Origin of the sequence: Chryseobacterium sp. PET-29, from assembly GCF_025736815.1 — a bacterium.
Taxonomy (GTDB): domain Bacteria; phylum Bacteroidota; class Bacteroidia; order Flavobacteriales; family Weeksellaceae; genus Chryseobacterium; species Chryseobacterium nepalense.
In genome coordinates this window covers 1,613,170-1,630,509 of sequence record NZ_CP107053.1, presented here as the reverse complement: position 1 = coordinate 1,630,509, position 17,340 = coordinate 1,613,170, and the positions used below count along the sequence as shown (strand labels likewise).

The window sequence follows — 17,340 nt, the reverse complement described above, 5'->3', positions numbered from 1 at the left end:
GCAATGAAATTTTCTATTCAACCGGTTTTAGAAAATGAAAAATATCAGTTAATCCCCTTGCTGCAAGGGGATTTTGAGTCTTTATATCACGTCGCTTCCGATCCGGAGGTCTGGAGCCAGCATCCGAATAAAGACCGGTATCGTAAAGATGTTTTCAGTACTTTCTTTGAAGGAGCTATGAAAAGTGGCGGAGCCTTTAAAATCACCGGAAAATCTTCTGACGAAATACTGGGAAGTACCCGTTTTTATGATTATAACCAACATGATAACAGCATTTTCATAGGTTACACTTTTTATGGAACAAAATTCTGGGGGAAAGGGATTAATTCTCAAATCAAAAAAATAATGCTGCATTATATCTTTCAGTTTGTTGATACGGTGTATTTCCATGTCGGAAAAGATAATATTCGTTCCAGGAAAGCTATGGAAAAGCTGGGTGCGGAAGAGAGAGGTGAAGAGGAAATTGCTTATTTCGGAGAACCTTCGAGAATCAACATTTTATACCAAATCAAAAGAGAAAAATATGAAAAAATTTAAAATCCAACAGACACCATTCGTGGTTCCGACGACCGATGGAAAACTGATTGAAGAACATTGGGGAAATTCCACCGGAAACTCAGACCTTTCAATTGCCCACATGATAGCTCCGCCGGGATGGAGCGAGCCGCACCAGACACCGGAATTTGATGAATTTACCCTTATTATTTCGGGGAAAAAACAGTTTGAAATTGACGGTGAAACAGTCATCCTGGAGAAAGGGCAAAGCATCATGATCGAAAAAGGCGCCAGAATCCGCTACAGCAATCCTTTTGAACAGGAGTGTGAATATATTTCAATTTGTCTCCCTGCATTTTCTATGGAATCGGTACATCGGGAAGAGGAAGGAGTAGATTAAAATTGCATAATGTACCAATTTAATAATGTAACAGTGTAACAGTCAAAAATATAATTTATAATGATATTAAACTGACTCGATATATAGTTGTTTTTTTGACCGGTGACAGATTATTCGTAAGTTCGCGCAAATTTTTACGAAAGATAAAACTAACTATGAAAAACAAACTGTCAGTAGCCCTTTTAGCGGGAATCGCCCTTTCTGTAACTTCATGCGCAAGTATTCTTACAGGAACAAAAGATAAGATCACTTTTAATTCGACTCCGGAAGGTGCCAAAGTATTTCATAAAGGACTTGAAAAGTGTAAAACTCCATGTACCGCTGAGATTCCGAGATCCTTAAGCAAACAAATGGTAACTTTTGAAAAAGAAGGATTTAATACTAAGGAGGTTAAGCTTACCAAAACCTTTAATCCGGTGACATTGGTCAATATTCTTTTAGGTGGAGCTATTGGTGTAGGAATTGATGCGGCTACAGGTTCTCTTACCAAATATTCTCCAAAAGCATATCAAAATAGAGCTCGAGCAGAAAAATTAATTTAAAATTTAGCAGTGTAACAATAAGTAATTGTTACACTGTTAGATTATTTCAGGATTTCTTTTAAAAACATCAGAGTATGATTCCATGCTCTTTTTGCCATAACAGGATTGTAATCCGGAGATTTTGGATCGGTAAATGTATGTTTTGAATGCGCATAGGTGATGATCTGCCAGTCGGCATTTCCTTCATTCATTTCCTTGATAAGATTGTTATAATCTTCCGGCGTTACACTTTTGTCATCTGCAGGATTTTCAACCAGGATTTTTGTAGAAATCGGTCCGTTTTTTCTTGTCTGGTCTTTCCCGATACTTCCATGGATCGAAACTACACCCGCCACAGGAAAACTTCCTCTCGCAGACTCCAGAGCACCTGTACCCCCAAAACAATAACCTATTACAGCAATTTTTTCAGGAACAGCTCCGTTTTTCTTTAGTTCTTCCAGTGCCAGTAAAATCCTTTTCTGGTAAGCCTCATAATTTTTCTTATAATATCCCGATGTTTTTGCTGCCGACTCATTATCTGCAGGAATGTTTCCTTCACCATAAATATCTGCAACAAAAGCAATATACCCTTGTTTTTCCAAATCTGCAGCGGCATTTTTTGCTTCATCGTCAATACCTTTCCACGCCGGTAAGACTAAAACTCCGGGAAGTTTTTTTCCGGCATTTGAGGTGATTAAACCGTTTAGTTTTTGCGAACCGTCCTTGTAGGCCACAGGCTTTAAATTCTGACTGAAAAAAGTTCCCGAACCCATCAGGAATGCTGATAATAAAAGTGTGCGTATCATATTTTGTAATTTAATTTTGTTAGAGTTATTGGATTACCTCGAAAATCAGTGTTTATTTTTATTTTAAGCTTTTCCGGCTTTCGCTACTCGCTTTTTTATTTTCGGCGACGCGGCGAAGCCGCCGCCGAAAATAAAAAGAGCTCAGACATGCCGCTCAATCCGGGCTAGGAAACCCTGCATCATACTTCTGTTTCCATTCCAATACCATCAAAGATATCCTATCTAAATTACTAAAAATAACTCAAAAAACAGACTTAAACTCAATTTTAGCCTCAACCTGAACCTATAAATCTTCAATCCGGCTTATAAAAATGATATTCGCCATTCTCGTAAAACGCATGAATATGCTGCAGCCCGTTCGTTAAAACAATCTCTTTCGCTCCGATTATAGAATTGTATCTTGCCGTCTGCTCAAAAGTCTTTTCAGTAAGTTTAATTTGCGGCGCTTTGCATTCAATTAAAATTTTCGGCTCTGTCTTTTCAGTGATTAAAAGATCAATTCTTTTTGTTAAACCATTTAAAACAATTTTTTTTTCTGTAATTAAAGCAGAAACAGAGTAGGACTTTACCGTAAGATAATGATGAATCCAGTGTTGTCGTACCCATTCTTCAGGAGTGAGCAAAAGGTAAGTTTTACGAACCAGATCATAAATAAAAAACTTATCTTTGTCTTTCTTGAATTTAAAATCAAAAGTTTCCTGAAAATTCAGTTTTGGAAGTTCCATTTATAAGATGAAAGAATTAGATTTAATCCTCAAAAATATTAAAAATAAAGAAGTTTTACCGATTTATTTTTTCCATGGAGAAGAGCCTTACTTTATAGATCTTGCAGTAAAAGCACTTGAGCACGACTTTCTGGAGGAAGATGAAAAAGCATTCAACCAAACCGTTGTGTACGGAAAAGATACTTCTTACCAGGAAATTCTTTCCCTGGCAAGACAATTTCCGATGATGGGCGATAAGCAGGTAATCATTGTAAAAGAAGCACAGGACTTAAAATTCAATGAAGAAGAAAACAGAATTCTGGAAGCTTATGTTGCCAATCCAGTTCCTTCCACAGTGCTGGTTTTTGCGCATAAACATAAAAAACTGGACAGCCGTAAAAAAGCTACCAAAGCTCTCGACAAAGCCAATGCTTTAATTCTTAGCGAATCGGTAAAGGAAAACAATCTTCCGAAATGGATCTCCGATGAGTGCATCAGGCTGAACATCAAAACTGCCCCGAATATTTCTCATCTTCTTGCAGAATATTTGGGCAATGACCTCTCCAGAATCGCCAATGAGCTGAACAAATTAAAAATTATCCTTAAGCCTGGTGAAGCGCTTGACGGAAAAATAGTGGAAGATCATATCGGGATCAGTAAAGAATACAATGTTTTTGAACTGCAGAAGGCTTTAGGAACTAAAAATGCCAATGCAGCTTTTAAAATTGCCCATTTTATGGGTAAAAATCCTAAAAACAATCCTTTTGTAATGATGTTGGCAAGCTTGTACAATTACTTTTCAAATGTCATTATTTACAATACCATGGCAGGTCAATCCCCACAGGCGATTGCCTCACAGATGGGCGTGAATCCTTATTTTATTAAAGATTATGCAGAATCTGCAAGATTATATCCTTTAAAACATGCGACGCGGGTCATCTCTATTTTAAGGGAATTCGATATGAAAGGAAAAGGTTTGGGAGCCGTCAATATGAGTGAGGCAGAGCTTATTAAAGAGTTGGTTTACAAAATCATTAACGTAGATAAAATTAAAATGAAATTGTGATTGGTCGATTGTTAGTTGTTGTTGGTTGATTGACCTAAATTTCACCATCAACTGACAACCAATATCGAATAACTAATATCGAAATTCAACATATTAGATATTGACAAGTATCATTAAAATAACTTTAAATAAATATTAAAAATTACGAACTTAGCGGACGTAAATTTTAAAATCTTTTGAAAAGCAAATTATGGAGCAAAACATTTTAGATTGTGTGATCGTTGGATCCGGACCTTCAGGCTTTACCGCAGCAATTTATGCCGCAAGAGCAGATTTGAAACCTGAATTGTACACAGGTTTGGAGCCGGGCGGACAATTAACCACAACTACGGAGGTTGATAACTTTCCGGGGTATCCGGCGGGAATTACAGGTCCTGAAATGATGATGGATTTGCAAAAGCAGGCAGAAAGATTCGACACAAAAGTGCATTATGAAATGATCACAAAGGTTGAATTTTCCAAAGAAGTTGGCGGAGTTCATAAATTATATGCAGGCAATAAAGAAATTTTTGCCAGAACAGTAATTATTTCAACCGGGGCAACAGCAAAATATCTTGGGCTGGAAGATGAGAAAAAATATGCAGGAGGAGGTGTTTCCGCATGTGCAACCTGCGATGGTTTTTTCTATAAAGGAAAAGATGTAGTGGTGGTGGGAGCAGGAGATACGGCTGCTGAAGAAGCTACCTATCTTGCCAAACTTTGTAAAAAAGTAACCATGCTTGTGAGAAAAGATGTTTTCAGAGCATCCAAAGCTATGATTCACAGAGTACACAACACGCCTAATATTGAAGTAAAATTTCATCATGAACTGATTGCCATTGAGGGTGAAAATAACCTGGTGGAAAGAGCCGTAGTTATCAATAACCAGACTCAGGAAACTTCTACCATTGACGTTGATGGAATTTTTATCGCAATTGGTCATAAACCTAATACAGATATTTTTGTAGGGCAGGTTGATCTGGATGAAAACGGATATATTCTAACCGAAAAAGGATCGGCAAGAACCAATCTTCCGGGAGTTTTTGCAGCAGGTGATGTTCAGGATCATATTTACAGGCAGGCGATTACAGCAGCAGGAAGTGGATGTATGGCGGCTATGGATGCAGAAAAATACCTTGCGGAATTACATTAATTATTCAATTTTTTAATACATTTAAACGCATTTTTTTTGAAATGCGTTTTTTATTTGTGTCCTAAAGCCTATTGTTTAATGTCAACTATTTAAATTAGAAAAATAATTTATCTGATTTATAGAAGATTATTAAGTTTTGTTAAAATTTCTTTCTGAAATATTTTGGCAGTATACAAAAACATTCTATATTTGCACCACTGAAAACGACGATATAATCGGAGTTTCTGGAGAGTTGGCAGAGTGGTCGATTGCGGCAGTCTTGAAAACTGTTGACTGTAACAGGTCCGGGGGTTCGAATCCCTCACTCTCCGCCAGTTGGGAAACCAAAATAAGCTAAAAAGCTGTAAACATCAATGTTTACAGCTTTTTTTGTTTTTGCTCTGTATCAAAAAAAATCAAAATAGGTCACGATTTATATGTCCTATTTCGTGTCCCATTCAAAAAATCACAAAAATGGGTCACGAAAAATCAAGGAAAGCCCGACCAATAGGCAGTCTAACGATTGTACATCTTGCAAAAAGTGGTAACAAAAAGTAAATTATTAAACCATTAAAGTTATCACACAATGAACAAAACATTCAACCTGCTATTTTTTATCAAAAAGAATAAGATCAGAACAAACGGAACCGCTCCCATCTATTTAAGAATCACTATAGATGGCAAGGCAGCAGACATTGCTGCTAAAAGGTATATCGATCCAAAGAAATGGGATGTTAAAGCACACAAGGCATTGGGTAATTCGCAAGAAGCCAAAACACTTAATCTCTATCTTAAAACTTTGGAACAGAAAGTTTATGATTTCCACTATCTGATGCTGAAAGAAGAAAACTTTGTAACGGCAGAGAGTTTAAAATCTAAACTGCTTGGAACTGATATTGAGCAAAGAATGCTTATTCCGATATTCCAGGAGCATAATGACAAAGTGGAAGCTTTGGTCGGTCAGGATTTTGCCCCGGGAACATTGGAGCGTTATAAAACTTCTTTAAAGCATACGCAGGAATTCATCACTTGGAAATACAAAGTTTCTGATATTGATATCACGCAAATCGATCACGGTTTTATCAGTGATTATGATTTCTGGCTCCGCAGTGTCCGTAAATGTGGAAACAATACGGCCGTAAAGTATCTCAAGAATTTCAAAAAGATCATCCGACTATGTATGGCGCACGGTTGGATCAGTAAAGACCCTTTTCTGGGCTATAAAGCAAAAATAAAGGCTGTGGAACGTCCCTATCTTACCAAGGACGAAATTCAGATGATCTATGAAAAGGAATTTGCATCAGATCGACTGAATCAGGTTCGCGATATCTTTCTGTTTAGCTGCTACACAGGTCTGGCCTATGTGGATGTAAAGCAACTGTCAAAATCTAACATCAATATCGGCGTTGATGGCGACCAATGGATTTTTACCCATCGTCAAAAGACCAATACTTCAACGAGAGTTCCGCTACTGCCTTTAGCTCAGGAAATGGTCTTAAAATATGAGAACCATCCGCAATGTATCAATTCAGATGTTTTGTTTCCTGTTCTAAGCAATCAGAAAATGAATTCTTACCTCAAAGAAATTGCGAGCGTCTGTGGTATCAATAAGGATTTAACATTCCATATTGCAAGACACACATTTGCTACTACTGTTACTTTGTCAAACGGTGTTCCTATTGAAAGTGTGAGTAAAATGCTCGGTCATACGAATATAAAAACGACACAGCATTATGCGAAGATTCTGGATAAGAAAGTAAGTGATGATATGGCGGTTTTAAGATGTAAACTTGAGGATAGTGATTTTAATTAAGATGGTTAAAATACGAATTCCTGCTTTTTTTAAGATATTAGATTTGAACATGATTGTAAATATTTATTCCAACTGTTAAAAATTGCTACTACTTCCTTTCTCCGGGATGTATTTGTTCTGACTAATGTTTTCTCATCACGGATTCTTTTTAAAATATAAATGATTAAGTAAAATTTAAACAATTGTCATTTTATAAAGTGATAAATTGAAAAACTCTACAGATTCTAAATTTTTATTGAAGAATCAGTGAAATGTTGTAAGATTGACATTAAGAGCATCCTTACTATTTCTTATTTAAGTTTTTTATATACAAAAGAAATGATAATTTCTAGTAATAAACCTACCTGCAGATGGGATGATATAAAATCTAAGTTAAATAAAGATGATTATTGGGAACAAAGGTTTATGATAAGTTAGTAAAACTGCTTCCAACATTCCTTTACTTCCATCTGCAGAGAAAATTATTGAGATGTATAAGCATCATCCTTTATGCATAAACAGTGGGAAATTACTACCGGTTTTAAGCAATCAGAAAATGAATGCGTATCTTAAGGAGATTGCAGATCTCTACGAAATTGATAAAGAATTAACCTATCATATTGCTCGTCATACTTTTGCTAAAACAGTTACTTTGGCTAATAGTGTACCAATTGAAAGTGTTAGCAAAATGCTTGGGCATTAAAATATAAAAAATCACTCAGCATTATGCTAAGATTTTAGATAAGAAAGTGAGTGAGGATATGTCACTTTTGAAAACTGTTTTGGCTAATAAAAGACAAGTACAAAAATTAGAATAATTTGTAGAAACCAATTTATAAAATTGAAAGCGGAATAATTTATTAGCGACTGACATTTTTAGACTCTAACAAACCTGCAAGAATACTTCAGTAAATTTTTAATTGATAAAATATTATTTGCGTATATTTAGCTTACTAATAATCTAAATAATATGAATTTTTCTTACGAAGAAATCTACTTCGATTTCGGACAATACGACACCTTTGTCATACTACGTTTTGACCGCAATTCTGACGAATTTAAAAAATTTGGAAGTGAGCTAATGGGCGTTTTTCACTACACACTACATGAACGAGAAGATTGTGAAAAAATCCGAGATACTGTCCCAATGCCCCGCAACGATAGAAAAATTAAATTTATTCCTTCCGAACTCGAAAATTTATCTGAAGAAGATGTGATCTTTTTAGATCAGGAAGGAATCAGGGCCAGTAGTATAAATCTGGTGTCATTTTTTGATAGAACTAGAGAGAATAGATTTAGCATCACCGAAAAAAAGAACATTGAAAATCAAATTCAAATTAAAGGCCCTTCATTTAGTGGATGGGAGGAATTAAATAGAGTAAGGTTCGGATTTTTAAATTCTCTCTATAAAAAGGGAACTAGATTAACACCTAAGCAAAAAGCAGAATATTGGGCATTTAGAACGCATTTTAACATTGATATACAGGCAGACGATTATCAAGAATTTTTACAAACAACCGATCAAAATTTTAAGGATGAGGTCAGATTAATCGAACTCGAAACAAAACTTCAGGAAATGACGATGACGGAGCCCGAAGCAAGTGAATTTGTAAAATTGAGTGTCGATAAAAGATTAAATAAGAAAAAAGTTATCGATTTAGAAATTCAGAAGTCACACGAGAAAATAAAGGAAATTGCTAATCATTATGGGGCTGAATTGGAAGAATTGAAAAAAGCTTGCTATAAGTTTGATGAAGAAATCATTACGTTTGGGGAGATTCCAATCTATTTGTCATTTGACCGCTTTGTACATATATATGCAAGGCACACAAGTGAAACTCAGATAGGAGATAGATTTCGTGGGAAGACTGTGTTCCAATATAAATACGAAGATATATTGCATGTTCTTAAAATGGTTGTAAATCAGGAAAGACAGAATATACAAGAATTCTTTCGCCAAAATCCTGAAAGACCATATTTAAGAATGATGCAAAGAGCTATTTATGTTGATGGAACTTACTATCGGCTTCAAATAGAGCCGGATGGAAGCATAAAAGACTTCCATCCTTATAATAATAACGAAGAGAGAGAGGCTGATAATCAAATCTAATTTATTAATGACCAATGTTGAGCAGGTAAGGGTATTTGTGTCATGCCCTGGAGATGTAACTCCTGAAAAGGATATTATCAAGAAAGCATGTAAATCGCTTAGTCAAGATCTCCAAAGAAATAATGTTAACGTACACTTTGAAGTACTTGATTTCAAAGATATTGTTGGTGCATGGGGTGGAAGGCCACAAGAAGACATTAATGTTAGATTTAAAGATTATGATATCTATATTGGATTGCTGTGGATGCGATTTGGGTCCCCGAGTGGAGGATCTGATCCGCTAACAGGAAAGCCTTATGAATCAGGGACAGAGGAAGAGTTCTCCATTGCCAAGACAAATTTTTTGGCGGGAGCTAATATTAAGATCTATTTTTTCTTTAAAGAGCCTAGGGCAACAAGAGGGAAGGAAGAAGTAGAATCGCTATTAAAGATTGAAAATTTTAAAGAAGATATTCAAGCGGGATGGTACAATACCATTCCAAACTCTGAAGAGTTCCCTTTTAGAATTTACTCAATATTGAATGACTTTGTTTTTGGTATAAGAAACAATAAAATTAAAGCAGAAAAAGAAGATTTTTTATTAGACATCAAATACGTCAAAACTGATCTTAGCAATATTTACATAGAAAGTTTTACGGAGCATGCTTTGGTATTGGAGAATGCTATTAGGCGGACCGTCAGCCAATTTGATCATAACAAAGATATCAGCAATTTGTTTGCAATAGAACAACACGGAGAAGATCTTCAGAAAGTCGTTGAAAAGCAAAGCAGAATAGTCTTATTGGGTAACGCTGGATCTGGAAAATCCACTGAACTTTCAAATCTTGCAAAATACTATACGAAGGAAGATTCGATTTTTGTCCCTGTCTTCCAAAAGATGAATACTTACGTCGATGAAAATCTTGAAGACTTTCTACCAGTAGGTTGGGAAAAGATACCAGAAAGTACCTGCCTTGTAATTCTAGATGGTCTTGATGAAGTACAACCGTCTAATTTCAATACAGCTGTCAGAAAAATCTCAACTTTTTTTGCGAGGCATCCGGAGATTAAATCTGTTATTTCTTGTCGGACAAATTTCTATGAACTTCCTACTGCAACTTCGCCAGGAACACTTTCGGATTTTTCGGTTTACTTCATAGATGATATTGATTCGGGAAAGATAGAAAATTTTGTAAGGACACATTATTCGGTTAATGCGCAAACTTTTCTCCACAAAGTAGAACAGAATGGCTTTAGAGATCTTGTCTCACAACCGTTCTTTCTTCAGTTGCTACTGCGAAAATACAAATATAAGGGCAATCTTAATATCAGTAAAGTAGAGCTACTAAATGATTTTATAGAAGAGCGTTTTGATTTTGATAAAAAGCACTTTACCATTACCAAACCTTTAAGAGATAAAAAGGAATATGTCATGAGGTTACTTAAGAAAGTGGCGCTGACTATGGAATACATGGGTATAAACCATATATCTTCAAATGACCTTCAGAAAGTACTGCCAAATCCTGATGATATTGAATTGTTAAGATTTTCAACAGCTTTCAAGAATGACGAGACAGATCCTTCATATTGGGGATTTGAGCATAATAATATCCAAGAATTTCTTGCTGCAAGCGTTTTGGAAGAAATGGATGTTGAACAGATAAAGAAAAGTATCTCTTTTGATGAAAAACGCGTTAGACCCAGCTGGGTAAATACGCTATTTTTTTTGATGGGCATTATTGATAGTCAACGAAGAGATATTCTGATTAAGTGGATGCTGGCTGTTGAGCCTGAAATTTTGGTAAAAATAGAACCTGATAAAGTGGATTCAAAAACGAGGTTCAAGATATTCAAGAATATCTTTGAACACTATAAAAAGCTCGATGTTTGGATTGATTCGAATAAGTTTACACGACATGAGCTTTCAAGGTTTCCCGATGCTGACATTGCCAGCAAATTCTTACTGGACGAGCTGTCGGATAAAACAAATTCTATCCAAGCCAGATTGAATGCTATGGATCTTATCAAACATCAGAAGCTCAATAGCCAACAAAAAAGAGTTACAGAAAATGTTCTGCTTGATTTTATTTCTGAAAATGAAGATAATCCACATATCATTAATGCTGCAGTGAACACGTTGACAAATCTTGTACTTGGTAGTGCCGAAGTTTTGGAATTTCTGATGTCTCTTTTCGCAACTCGCAAAAATCAATATATAAGGGCATCTATTTATAAGATGATCCGATCAGCAAATCTGGAAAATATTTACATTGATTACTTAATCGAAGGCATCAGTATTCCCGACAAGGGAGATGATAGAGAACAGACGATGTTATTAGATGAATACAGTGAACTTGTCAAGCTGCTTGATGCCGATCTTACAATAAATAGCCTGAAAAAATTACTTAGTTTATTGAGGGACAACTCCGCAAAATCATGGTACTTTTATGATTATCATTATCGTCTTTTAAGTAAAATTGTTGTGGATTGTGCTAATGCTTATCAAGAATATCCGGAGTTGTATAATTTGATGTTTGATATCTATATAAATTACGGACAAACAAACGATTTGAAAGCGACGAGTGCAATTGTAGAATTTTTTGAGAAGACTGGCACTAAACTTAGAGCTTACAAAGAATTATATAATAACAATAGTTTATTAAATTATCAGAAATCTCAATTATATGTAAGATTACTTGATAAAGATGTGACAGATAGTCTTATAAATGACTATACTTCACACCATTTGAATAATAAGGAGCTCTACGATTTTTACAAAAGTGTAAAGTTCTATAGTAATGAAGCGGAGCACAAAAATGTACAATATTTAGAGAATCAAATTAAAGAAAACTCTGACATTCTTGACAATATAAAAGAAATTGATTACAAAGAACTGAAATTGGCTCATGATCGACAGAATCTCTCGTTATACTTTGAGCCAGAAAATGTAAGAAAAGAAATTAGCAGCTTTTTTGAAAGAAATGGCATCAATGAGCTTGATTGGAGTACTCTTTATAGTTACAAAAAATATGACTTTACTGAAAAGGCAGAAATGGGAGATGCTGCTTTTGATTTATTAACTTTATTTCTGCGGCAAAGAAGACAGCTCACTCTTGATAATTTTTTGAAATATACTGATGACATACAAATGCTGAAAGATTATTTATTTAGATCACTAAAAGAGAAATTAAGTCAACAAAATTCTATTCAAATTACTCCCGAGCATAAACATAAATTACAAATATGGGTTACGGAAAGAGCATCTAATACAAACATAAAAAATGCAGTAAGAATTAATGAGACCGATAGGAACAAGATTAAATTTGATATACTTACCCAAACACTTTGGTTTTATATAGAGAAATTTGATCTTTCCCTCGAAACTGAAAAAATTCTTGATTTTACAACATTTGATGATCCTGCAAACAATTCACAGAACTCTCTGGATTTCACTGTTATTGAAAAGCAAGTTGGTACGGAAAATATACATAAGAGAATAGTTTCTAATTTGCAGGCAGGCATTGATTATGATATTGCTTGGGTTAACAATGCTATTTATGCGTTGAATAATAAACTTAAAGAGGCTTACCGGTTTATTGATAACGAATTGGCAAATCCGGAAAGACCTGATTACTATAGGAGTCAAGTCTTGGAAGTTTATCAAACGAAAATAAAAGATACGACAATGCTTCTGAATCTTTTGGATAGAGTAAAAGCGGAACCTTTTAGGTGGAAATTAATACAAATTTTATTTGAAAATGAGGCACCCCGGGAAAGAATTATCAATTTGCTCAGGGAAATTATGCTTAATAAAAATGAAGATGATTATCAAAAGTTCATTGCTTCTCATTTTCTTACCAAGGCTGGAGATTCCCAAGGGACTACATTTTATCTGGATTTTTTAATTGCCAATAGTGGTAGTAAAGATTTTGACTACATTTTTGAAATATCTTCTCTTATCGAAATAACCGACCCTTCGTTTTTGCCGCAATTAATGCAGCTTTATAGAATAGGTAGAATAAAAGAGGAAAATGATGAATTCAACAGACTTGCGTCAACTATAGCCGAAGTGCTCGTGAATTTGGCACTAGCAAGTGAAAGCAATCTGAAACTTGTCAAGCATGCGATTTTGAAATTTATTAAAGAAAATTACGAAATAATTAAGGATGTCCGGTATATGCATGCCTTTATTGAGCGTATGGATTATCAATTTTATTTAAGCAAATCGCAGATAAATGATGTAAACGTTGCTTTAGAGGAAGTTAACAAAATATTGTCTTTTGGTATTTAGCACTATTATCAATTGTTACTAAAGAATAAAATTTTCTCCAATGAAAATTCTTAATAATGCCGTTGAGGCAATCCAAATAGGTCTTGAAGACTATATGAATGATGATCCAAGGCGGGCACAATCTGCGTTAAGAAATATTTTTGCAGGAATACTTCTTTTATTTAAGGAGAAACTTCGCAGAATGTCCCCTGAAAATAGTGATGAGGTTTTAATTAAAAAGGATATAAGGCCCGTTTTAAATTCCGACAATGGTTTATTATTTAAAGGCAAAGGTGATAAAACAGTCGATGTTGCGCAGATATAAGAAAGGTTTAGTTCATTAGGTGTAAAAGTAGATTGGGCGGTTCTCAACGAGATCGGTAAACTTCGAAATACTATTGAACATTATTATACAGAAAAACCGCCATCGGTAATTAATGAAATTGTTTCAAAATCTTTTAAAATAATAAACGATTTCTGTAAAAACCATCTAAACGAAAATCCAATTGAACTCTTTGGTATTGATTCTTGGAGCGTTTTTTTAGAAGCAGACGATATTTATGAAAGAGAAAAAAATGGTAGCGTAGAATCTCTTGCTGAGGTAGATTGGGCATTTCCTACCCTTATTTCTGCTATCGAGTATCTTAGATGTCCAACTTGTTCGTCTGATCTTATTTATGCATCATGTGAAAAAGAATACCAGCCCGCCTCAAAAATGACATTGACTTGTAAAAAATGCCAGAATGAATTTGATTTTGAAGAAGTCATTGAAGAATGTATTCATGAACAACTAAAGGCCGATGCTTATATAGCTGTTACCGATGGAGGAGATCATCCTTATGATGAATGTCCTGAATGTGGTTTAGCAACCTATATTTATTCCGAAGAATGTTGTTTACGCTGCGGTTACAAGCAAGAATCAGCTCGTTGCTCAGTTTGCGCAACACCCCTAGATTTGTACGAAGCACACGAAGGCAATCTGTGTTCTTATCACAAATGGTCAATTGAGAAATCAGATAAGTGAATTAATTAATATCTTATCATATAAAAAATCATCTTAATTTTGACAATTGTAATACCGAGTAGTGATTACTACAATTTATTTGTAATTCACTATAATTAACTTCTTTTTATAAATAGAGAAAAGTCAACAGATTTTCACGATACAATTTTCTTAGCTCTCGCTTAATAGAATTTTTGAAGAAAGTTCATTCATTTTAATCTCGTGCAATCGAATTTCATTAACAATCGAATTTATCTTTTCATTATTAAGCGTTAATGTTTGCTCTAACAATGATTCTTGGAGATTTTTCTGTCTCTCATAACAGAATATTAATTCATTATGAAGATCTTTTTTATGCACAGGTACAGTAATTGAGCGTAATTTTATTACTGTATCATTTAAATATGAGATTAAAGAGTTTAGGTTTTCTTTAATTTTAAAAAGCTTCTTTTCAAGATTAGATTCATTATTTACTTCGAATTCACTGTGAACCGATTTATATTGTCTTTCAGTAAAAATTCTTTTTATTTTTATTCTCCAATTTTCAGTTAGAAAAACTGATTGAAAAGATGGTACATCGATTAAAACTTTAGATAATAGTTTTTCGTGTAGATCCCTGAGGTTTTCCAAATCTAGATCTGAAATAGATCTGTTATGTGCTTCTTCTCGTCTCAATCTATTTAAATCATCCATTAAACCTTCAAAATTAGTTTGGGTTTGAAAATAAGATTTGAACAAATTAAAGTGGGTTAAGATGATTTTTTTTAATTGTAAAGTAAATGTGTAGGATATTAAAATATCACCATTACCACAGTCAATATCAAATTGCTTAAAATACATTTCTTTTACTTCTGCTCCCAATTTATTGTTAAGACCAATATCCCACCACTCATCTCCAAACTTGCTTTTTAGTTTGATTTTTACGATCTCTCTAAGACCATTCTCAATTTCAGAAATAATTTGCTTTGCTTGGGATAGACGATAGTCTTCGGTATTCTCTTGAAAAAGGGTTAATTTTAACCACTCGATTGATCTTCCTTTTCCTATATATTCTGCAGCTGATTTAGTTGATAGAGCGTTCAGTATTTCCACATTGTTCGTATCATATGCTCGAACCGCATAATAATTGAAATTAATATTTTCATAAGAAGTATCTTTAAAAAAGCCATTGAAAAATCCCATAATAGTAGCAATCTCTAACTTAATATCATTAGATTTTTGTGAAATAGGATAAAAGCTACAGCAAAGTGTATCCTCGTTTAATAAACTAACTTCTTTTAAATTAATTTCCTTACAGTTAGGACTCAAAATGTGAAGTATTTTGAGCCCACCAGCAACCGCCTTGATTAAATTTTCTAATTTCATCCTTTATATTTGCAAAATGTTGTTTAAAATTTACGACTCTTTTCTAATTCAATTAAATAATCCCAATAATCTTGTCCCATTTCTTCTGGGTTCGTAAGCATTATGGAAGGTATTTGTAATTCAATGTAACCAATAAGGCGGTCAAATTCTTGCCTCAAATCTTCTAAAAAACTATAATTTGATCTAAACTCTTTACTGAAATCAAGAAGTGCATCAAGAGCATTATCTATAACTAGCATCTTAATATATATTTTTAAATCATTATCCTCTAAACTATCATTTGATTTAAGCTTAAATAATTTTTTGTCTGAGCTATAATCAGGTCTATATAGGTGGGAAATAGTATAAGGGTTTCCGTGCTTAATACTACTTAAAACAGTATATTGCATATAAAAATTCTTTTCCTCGAAAGGACGTTTGGTTGTAATATTTTTACTTCTACGTTCATTCTCTAAAACATCACAAACCATATCGTAAACTCTCCAAGGAGCTTTTTTTGTTAACGCATGATCTGTATGAATTTGAGCATTTCGAATTGGATCAATCAAAATCTTCCTCAGTGTTAAAATACGTTCCCAACATGCAGTAGCAATTGAGCCAGCACTTTCGATATAACCTTTATCCATTAAATCACGCAGTGTATGTAATAATTCAACAATTGAACTCAAATAAATCCCGCAGGTTCCGAGTACCTTTTGTCTTTCTTCATTAAGATTGTCAACGTCAATGTAATGCAAAGCGCTTTCGAACTGACCTACAATTATATCATACATTGAATTGTAAGCTGTTTTGTTTTTGTCGTTTATTAATAGTTGTAAGTCTCTAACTGTTAATTTCATGATGCAAAGTAATTACTGACGTGCGCATTGTTTTTGCGTAATAAAAATATTTATCTAAATTTTAAAGCATTTGAGTATTTTTTTATTTTGATTCCAATGGACTTGTTATGTAAATTAGAAGCAACAAATAACAAGTTTTATCGAAATGTTGAAGTATATAAATCGTAATCAACGGTTCTTTCTGGATTTAGAGAGTTTAAAATAATATTTTTCAGGTCCTCTTCTATACCATTATAATATTTATCCAGTATTCCTAAAAATATAAATTGAAAATCGTCGTATATATAGCTATAGTCCTTGCTTGGATAAACTCCTTTTGAAGAATATTTGTCATTCATTTCTTCTAGAAATCGTACCGAGCTTCGCATCTCATCATTAAAGATTATATTTAAGTCTTTTTGAGAATTTATTTCCATTTTGTTATCATATAATCTTTCAAATAGCTTCCATCGTAAGGTAATAAATTGTCTCTTAAAATACTTGTTGTTTTTTTCGACTTCAATAATTCGGATATCTAATAAATTTTTCCACTCATTAAATCTGTCCTGTTTTACCTTTTCTCTATTGGCTAACTCAGCGGCAGTTAATCTAAGGATCCCAAAATAAGCGACGATTAGCGTTATTGTTGCGGCAAATAACTCTTTAAATTCACTAAATTCTTTTAAATAATTATTTAATCCGATTATACTAGGATCAAAATTTTCCTTACGGAGATTTACTTGAATAATAATTAAAGCACTAGCAGATATTGCTACTAATATTAAAGATGTCGCTATAATTATTATATTCAAAATTTACTTTATAAGAGCGAATTTTTTAATGGACATTTGTTGATTATAGTTTTTATTATCCTCAAATTTACATTTTTTAGAGCTAAAG

15 protein-coding genes, 1 tRNA gene and 1 pseudogene are annotated in these 17,340 nt (G+C 33.8%); 12 read left to right on the top strand and 5 right to left on the bottom strand.

What is annotated here, in order from left to right; all coding sequences use genetic code 11:
• Positions 1-3: 3 nt before the first annotated feature.
• The 3 genes from ODE14_RS07100 to ODE14_RS07090 all read left to right on the top strand — a co-directional run bounded on the left by ODE14_RS07100 (position 4) and on the right by ODE14_RS07090 (position 1,437).
• Positions 4-537 carry a GNAT family N-acetyltransferase gene (locus ODE14_RS07100; protein WP_263603518.1) on the top strand — a complete coding sequence of 178 codons (534 nt, stop codon included), beginning with the start codon at positions 4-6 and terminating at the stop codon, positions 535-537.
• Entirely contained in the window at positions 524-895 is a 372-nt protein-coding gene (locus ODE14_RS07095) for a cupin domain-containing protein (RefSeq protein WP_263603517.1), read from the top strand. The genes ODE14_RS07100 and ODE14_RS07095 overlap by 14 nt, the downstream gene beginning before the upstream one ends.
• Positions 896-1,050: 155 nt before the next feature.
• Complete coding sequence (locus ODE14_RS07090) at positions 1,051-1,437, top strand: PEGA domain-containing protein (protein WP_263603516.1); 387 nt, start codon at positions 1,051-1,053, stop codon at positions 1,435-1,437.
• Between the two features lie 41 nt (positions 1,438-1,478).
• Here the strand turns inward: ODE14_RS07090 and ODE14_RS07085 are convergent, their stop codons facing one another.
• Positions 1,479-2,222 carry a dienelactone hydrolase family protein gene (locus tag ODE14_RS07085; protein WP_263603515.1) on the bottom strand — a complete coding sequence of 248 codons (744 nt, stop codon included), beginning with the start codon at positions 2,220-2,222 and terminating at the stop codon, positions 1,479-1,481.
• Positions 2,223-2,515: 293 nt separating this feature from the next.
• A complete protein-coding gene (locus ODE14_RS07080) occupies positions 2,516-2,947 on the bottom strand; it encodes a type I restriction enzyme HsdR N-terminal domain-containing protein (protein ID WP_248392620.1) in 432 nt (143 codons plus the stop codon).
• Positions 2,948-2,954: 7 nt separating this feature from the next.
• Here ODE14_RS07080 and holA point away from each other — a divergent pair, with 7 nt between their 5' ends.
• The 9 genes and pseudogenes from holA to ODE14_RS07035 all read left to right on the top strand — a co-directional run bounded on the left by holA (position 2,955) and on the right by ODE14_RS07035 (position 14,278).
• Entirely contained in the window at positions 2,955-3,992 is a 1,038-nt protein-coding gene (holA, locus tag ODE14_RS07075; RefSeq protein WP_263603514.1) for a DNA polymerase III subunit delta, read from the top strand.
• A 190-nt stretch (positions 3,993-4,182) separates the two neighbouring features.
• Positions 4,183-5,124: a thioredoxin-disulfide reductase gene (gene trxB / locus ODE14_RS07070; RefSeq protein ID WP_248392631.1), complete on the top strand. Its 942-nt coding sequence runs from the start codon at positions 4,183-4,185 to the stop codon at positions 5,122-5,124.
• A 226-nt stretch (positions 5,125-5,350) separates the two neighbouring features.
• A tRNA-Ser gene (locus tag ODE14_RS07065) sits at positions 5,351-5,438 on the top strand.
• Between the two features lie 251 nt (positions 5,439-5,689).
• Entirely contained in the window at positions 5,690-6,916 is a 1,227-nt protein-coding gene (locus ODE14_RS07060) for a site-specific integrase (RefSeq protein ID WP_263603513.1), read from the top strand.
• Positions 6,917-7,337: 421 nt separating this feature from the next.
• Positions 7,338-7,713, top strand: a pseudogene (locus ODE14_RS07055) (site-specific integrase); the annotation flags it as partial.
• Between the two features lie 152 nt (positions 7,714-7,865).
• Entirely contained in the window at positions 7,866-9,005 is a 1,140-nt protein-coding gene (locus ODE14_RS07050; protein WP_263603512.1) for a hypothetical protein, read from the top strand.
• Positions 9,006-9,012: 7 nt separating this feature from the next.
• Entirely contained in the window at positions 9,013-13,275 is a 4,263-nt protein-coding gene (locus ODE14_RS07045; RefSeq protein WP_263603511.1) for an NACHT domain-containing protein, read from the top strand.
• A 40-nt stretch (positions 13,276-13,315) separates the two neighbouring features.
• Positions 13,316-13,579 carry a hypothetical protein gene (locus ODE14_RS07040; RefSeq protein WP_263603510.1) on the top strand — a complete coding sequence of 88 codons (264 nt, stop codon included), beginning with the start codon at positions 13,316-13,318 and terminating at the stop codon, positions 13,577-13,579.
• Between the two features lie 390 nt (positions 13,580-13,969).
• Positions 13,970-14,278: a hypothetical protein gene (locus ODE14_RS07035; protein WP_263603509.1), complete on the top strand. Its 309-nt coding sequence runs from the start codon at positions 13,970-13,972 to the stop codon at positions 14,276-14,278.
• A 150-nt stretch (positions 14,279-14,428) separates the two neighbouring features.
• On the opposite strand, the gene ODE14_RS07030 is transcribed toward ODE14_RS07035, so the two are convergent.
• From ODE14_RS07030 to ODE14_RS07020, 3 genes are all read right to left on the bottom strand, one after another.
• Positions 14,429-15,622 carry a Swt1 family HEPN domain-containing protein gene (locus tag ODE14_RS07030; protein WP_263603508.1) on the bottom strand — a complete coding sequence of 398 codons (1,194 nt, stop codon included), beginning with the start codon at positions 15,620-15,622 and terminating at the stop codon, positions 14,429-14,431.
• Positions 15,623-15,645: 23 nt separating this feature from the next.
• Positions 15,646-16,461 (bottom strand): hypothetical protein, encoded by an 816-nt coding sequence (locus ODE14_RS07025; RefSeq protein ID WP_263603507.1) that lies wholly within the window; start codon positions 16,459-16,461, stop codon positions 15,646-15,648.
• A 137-nt stretch (positions 16,462-16,598) separates the two neighbouring features.
• A complete protein-coding gene (locus ODE14_RS07020; RefSeq protein WP_263603506.1) occupies positions 16,599-17,252 on the bottom strand; it encodes a hypothetical protein in 654 nt (217 codons plus the stop codon).
• Between the last annotated feature and the right edge of the window lie 88 nt (positions 17,253-17,340).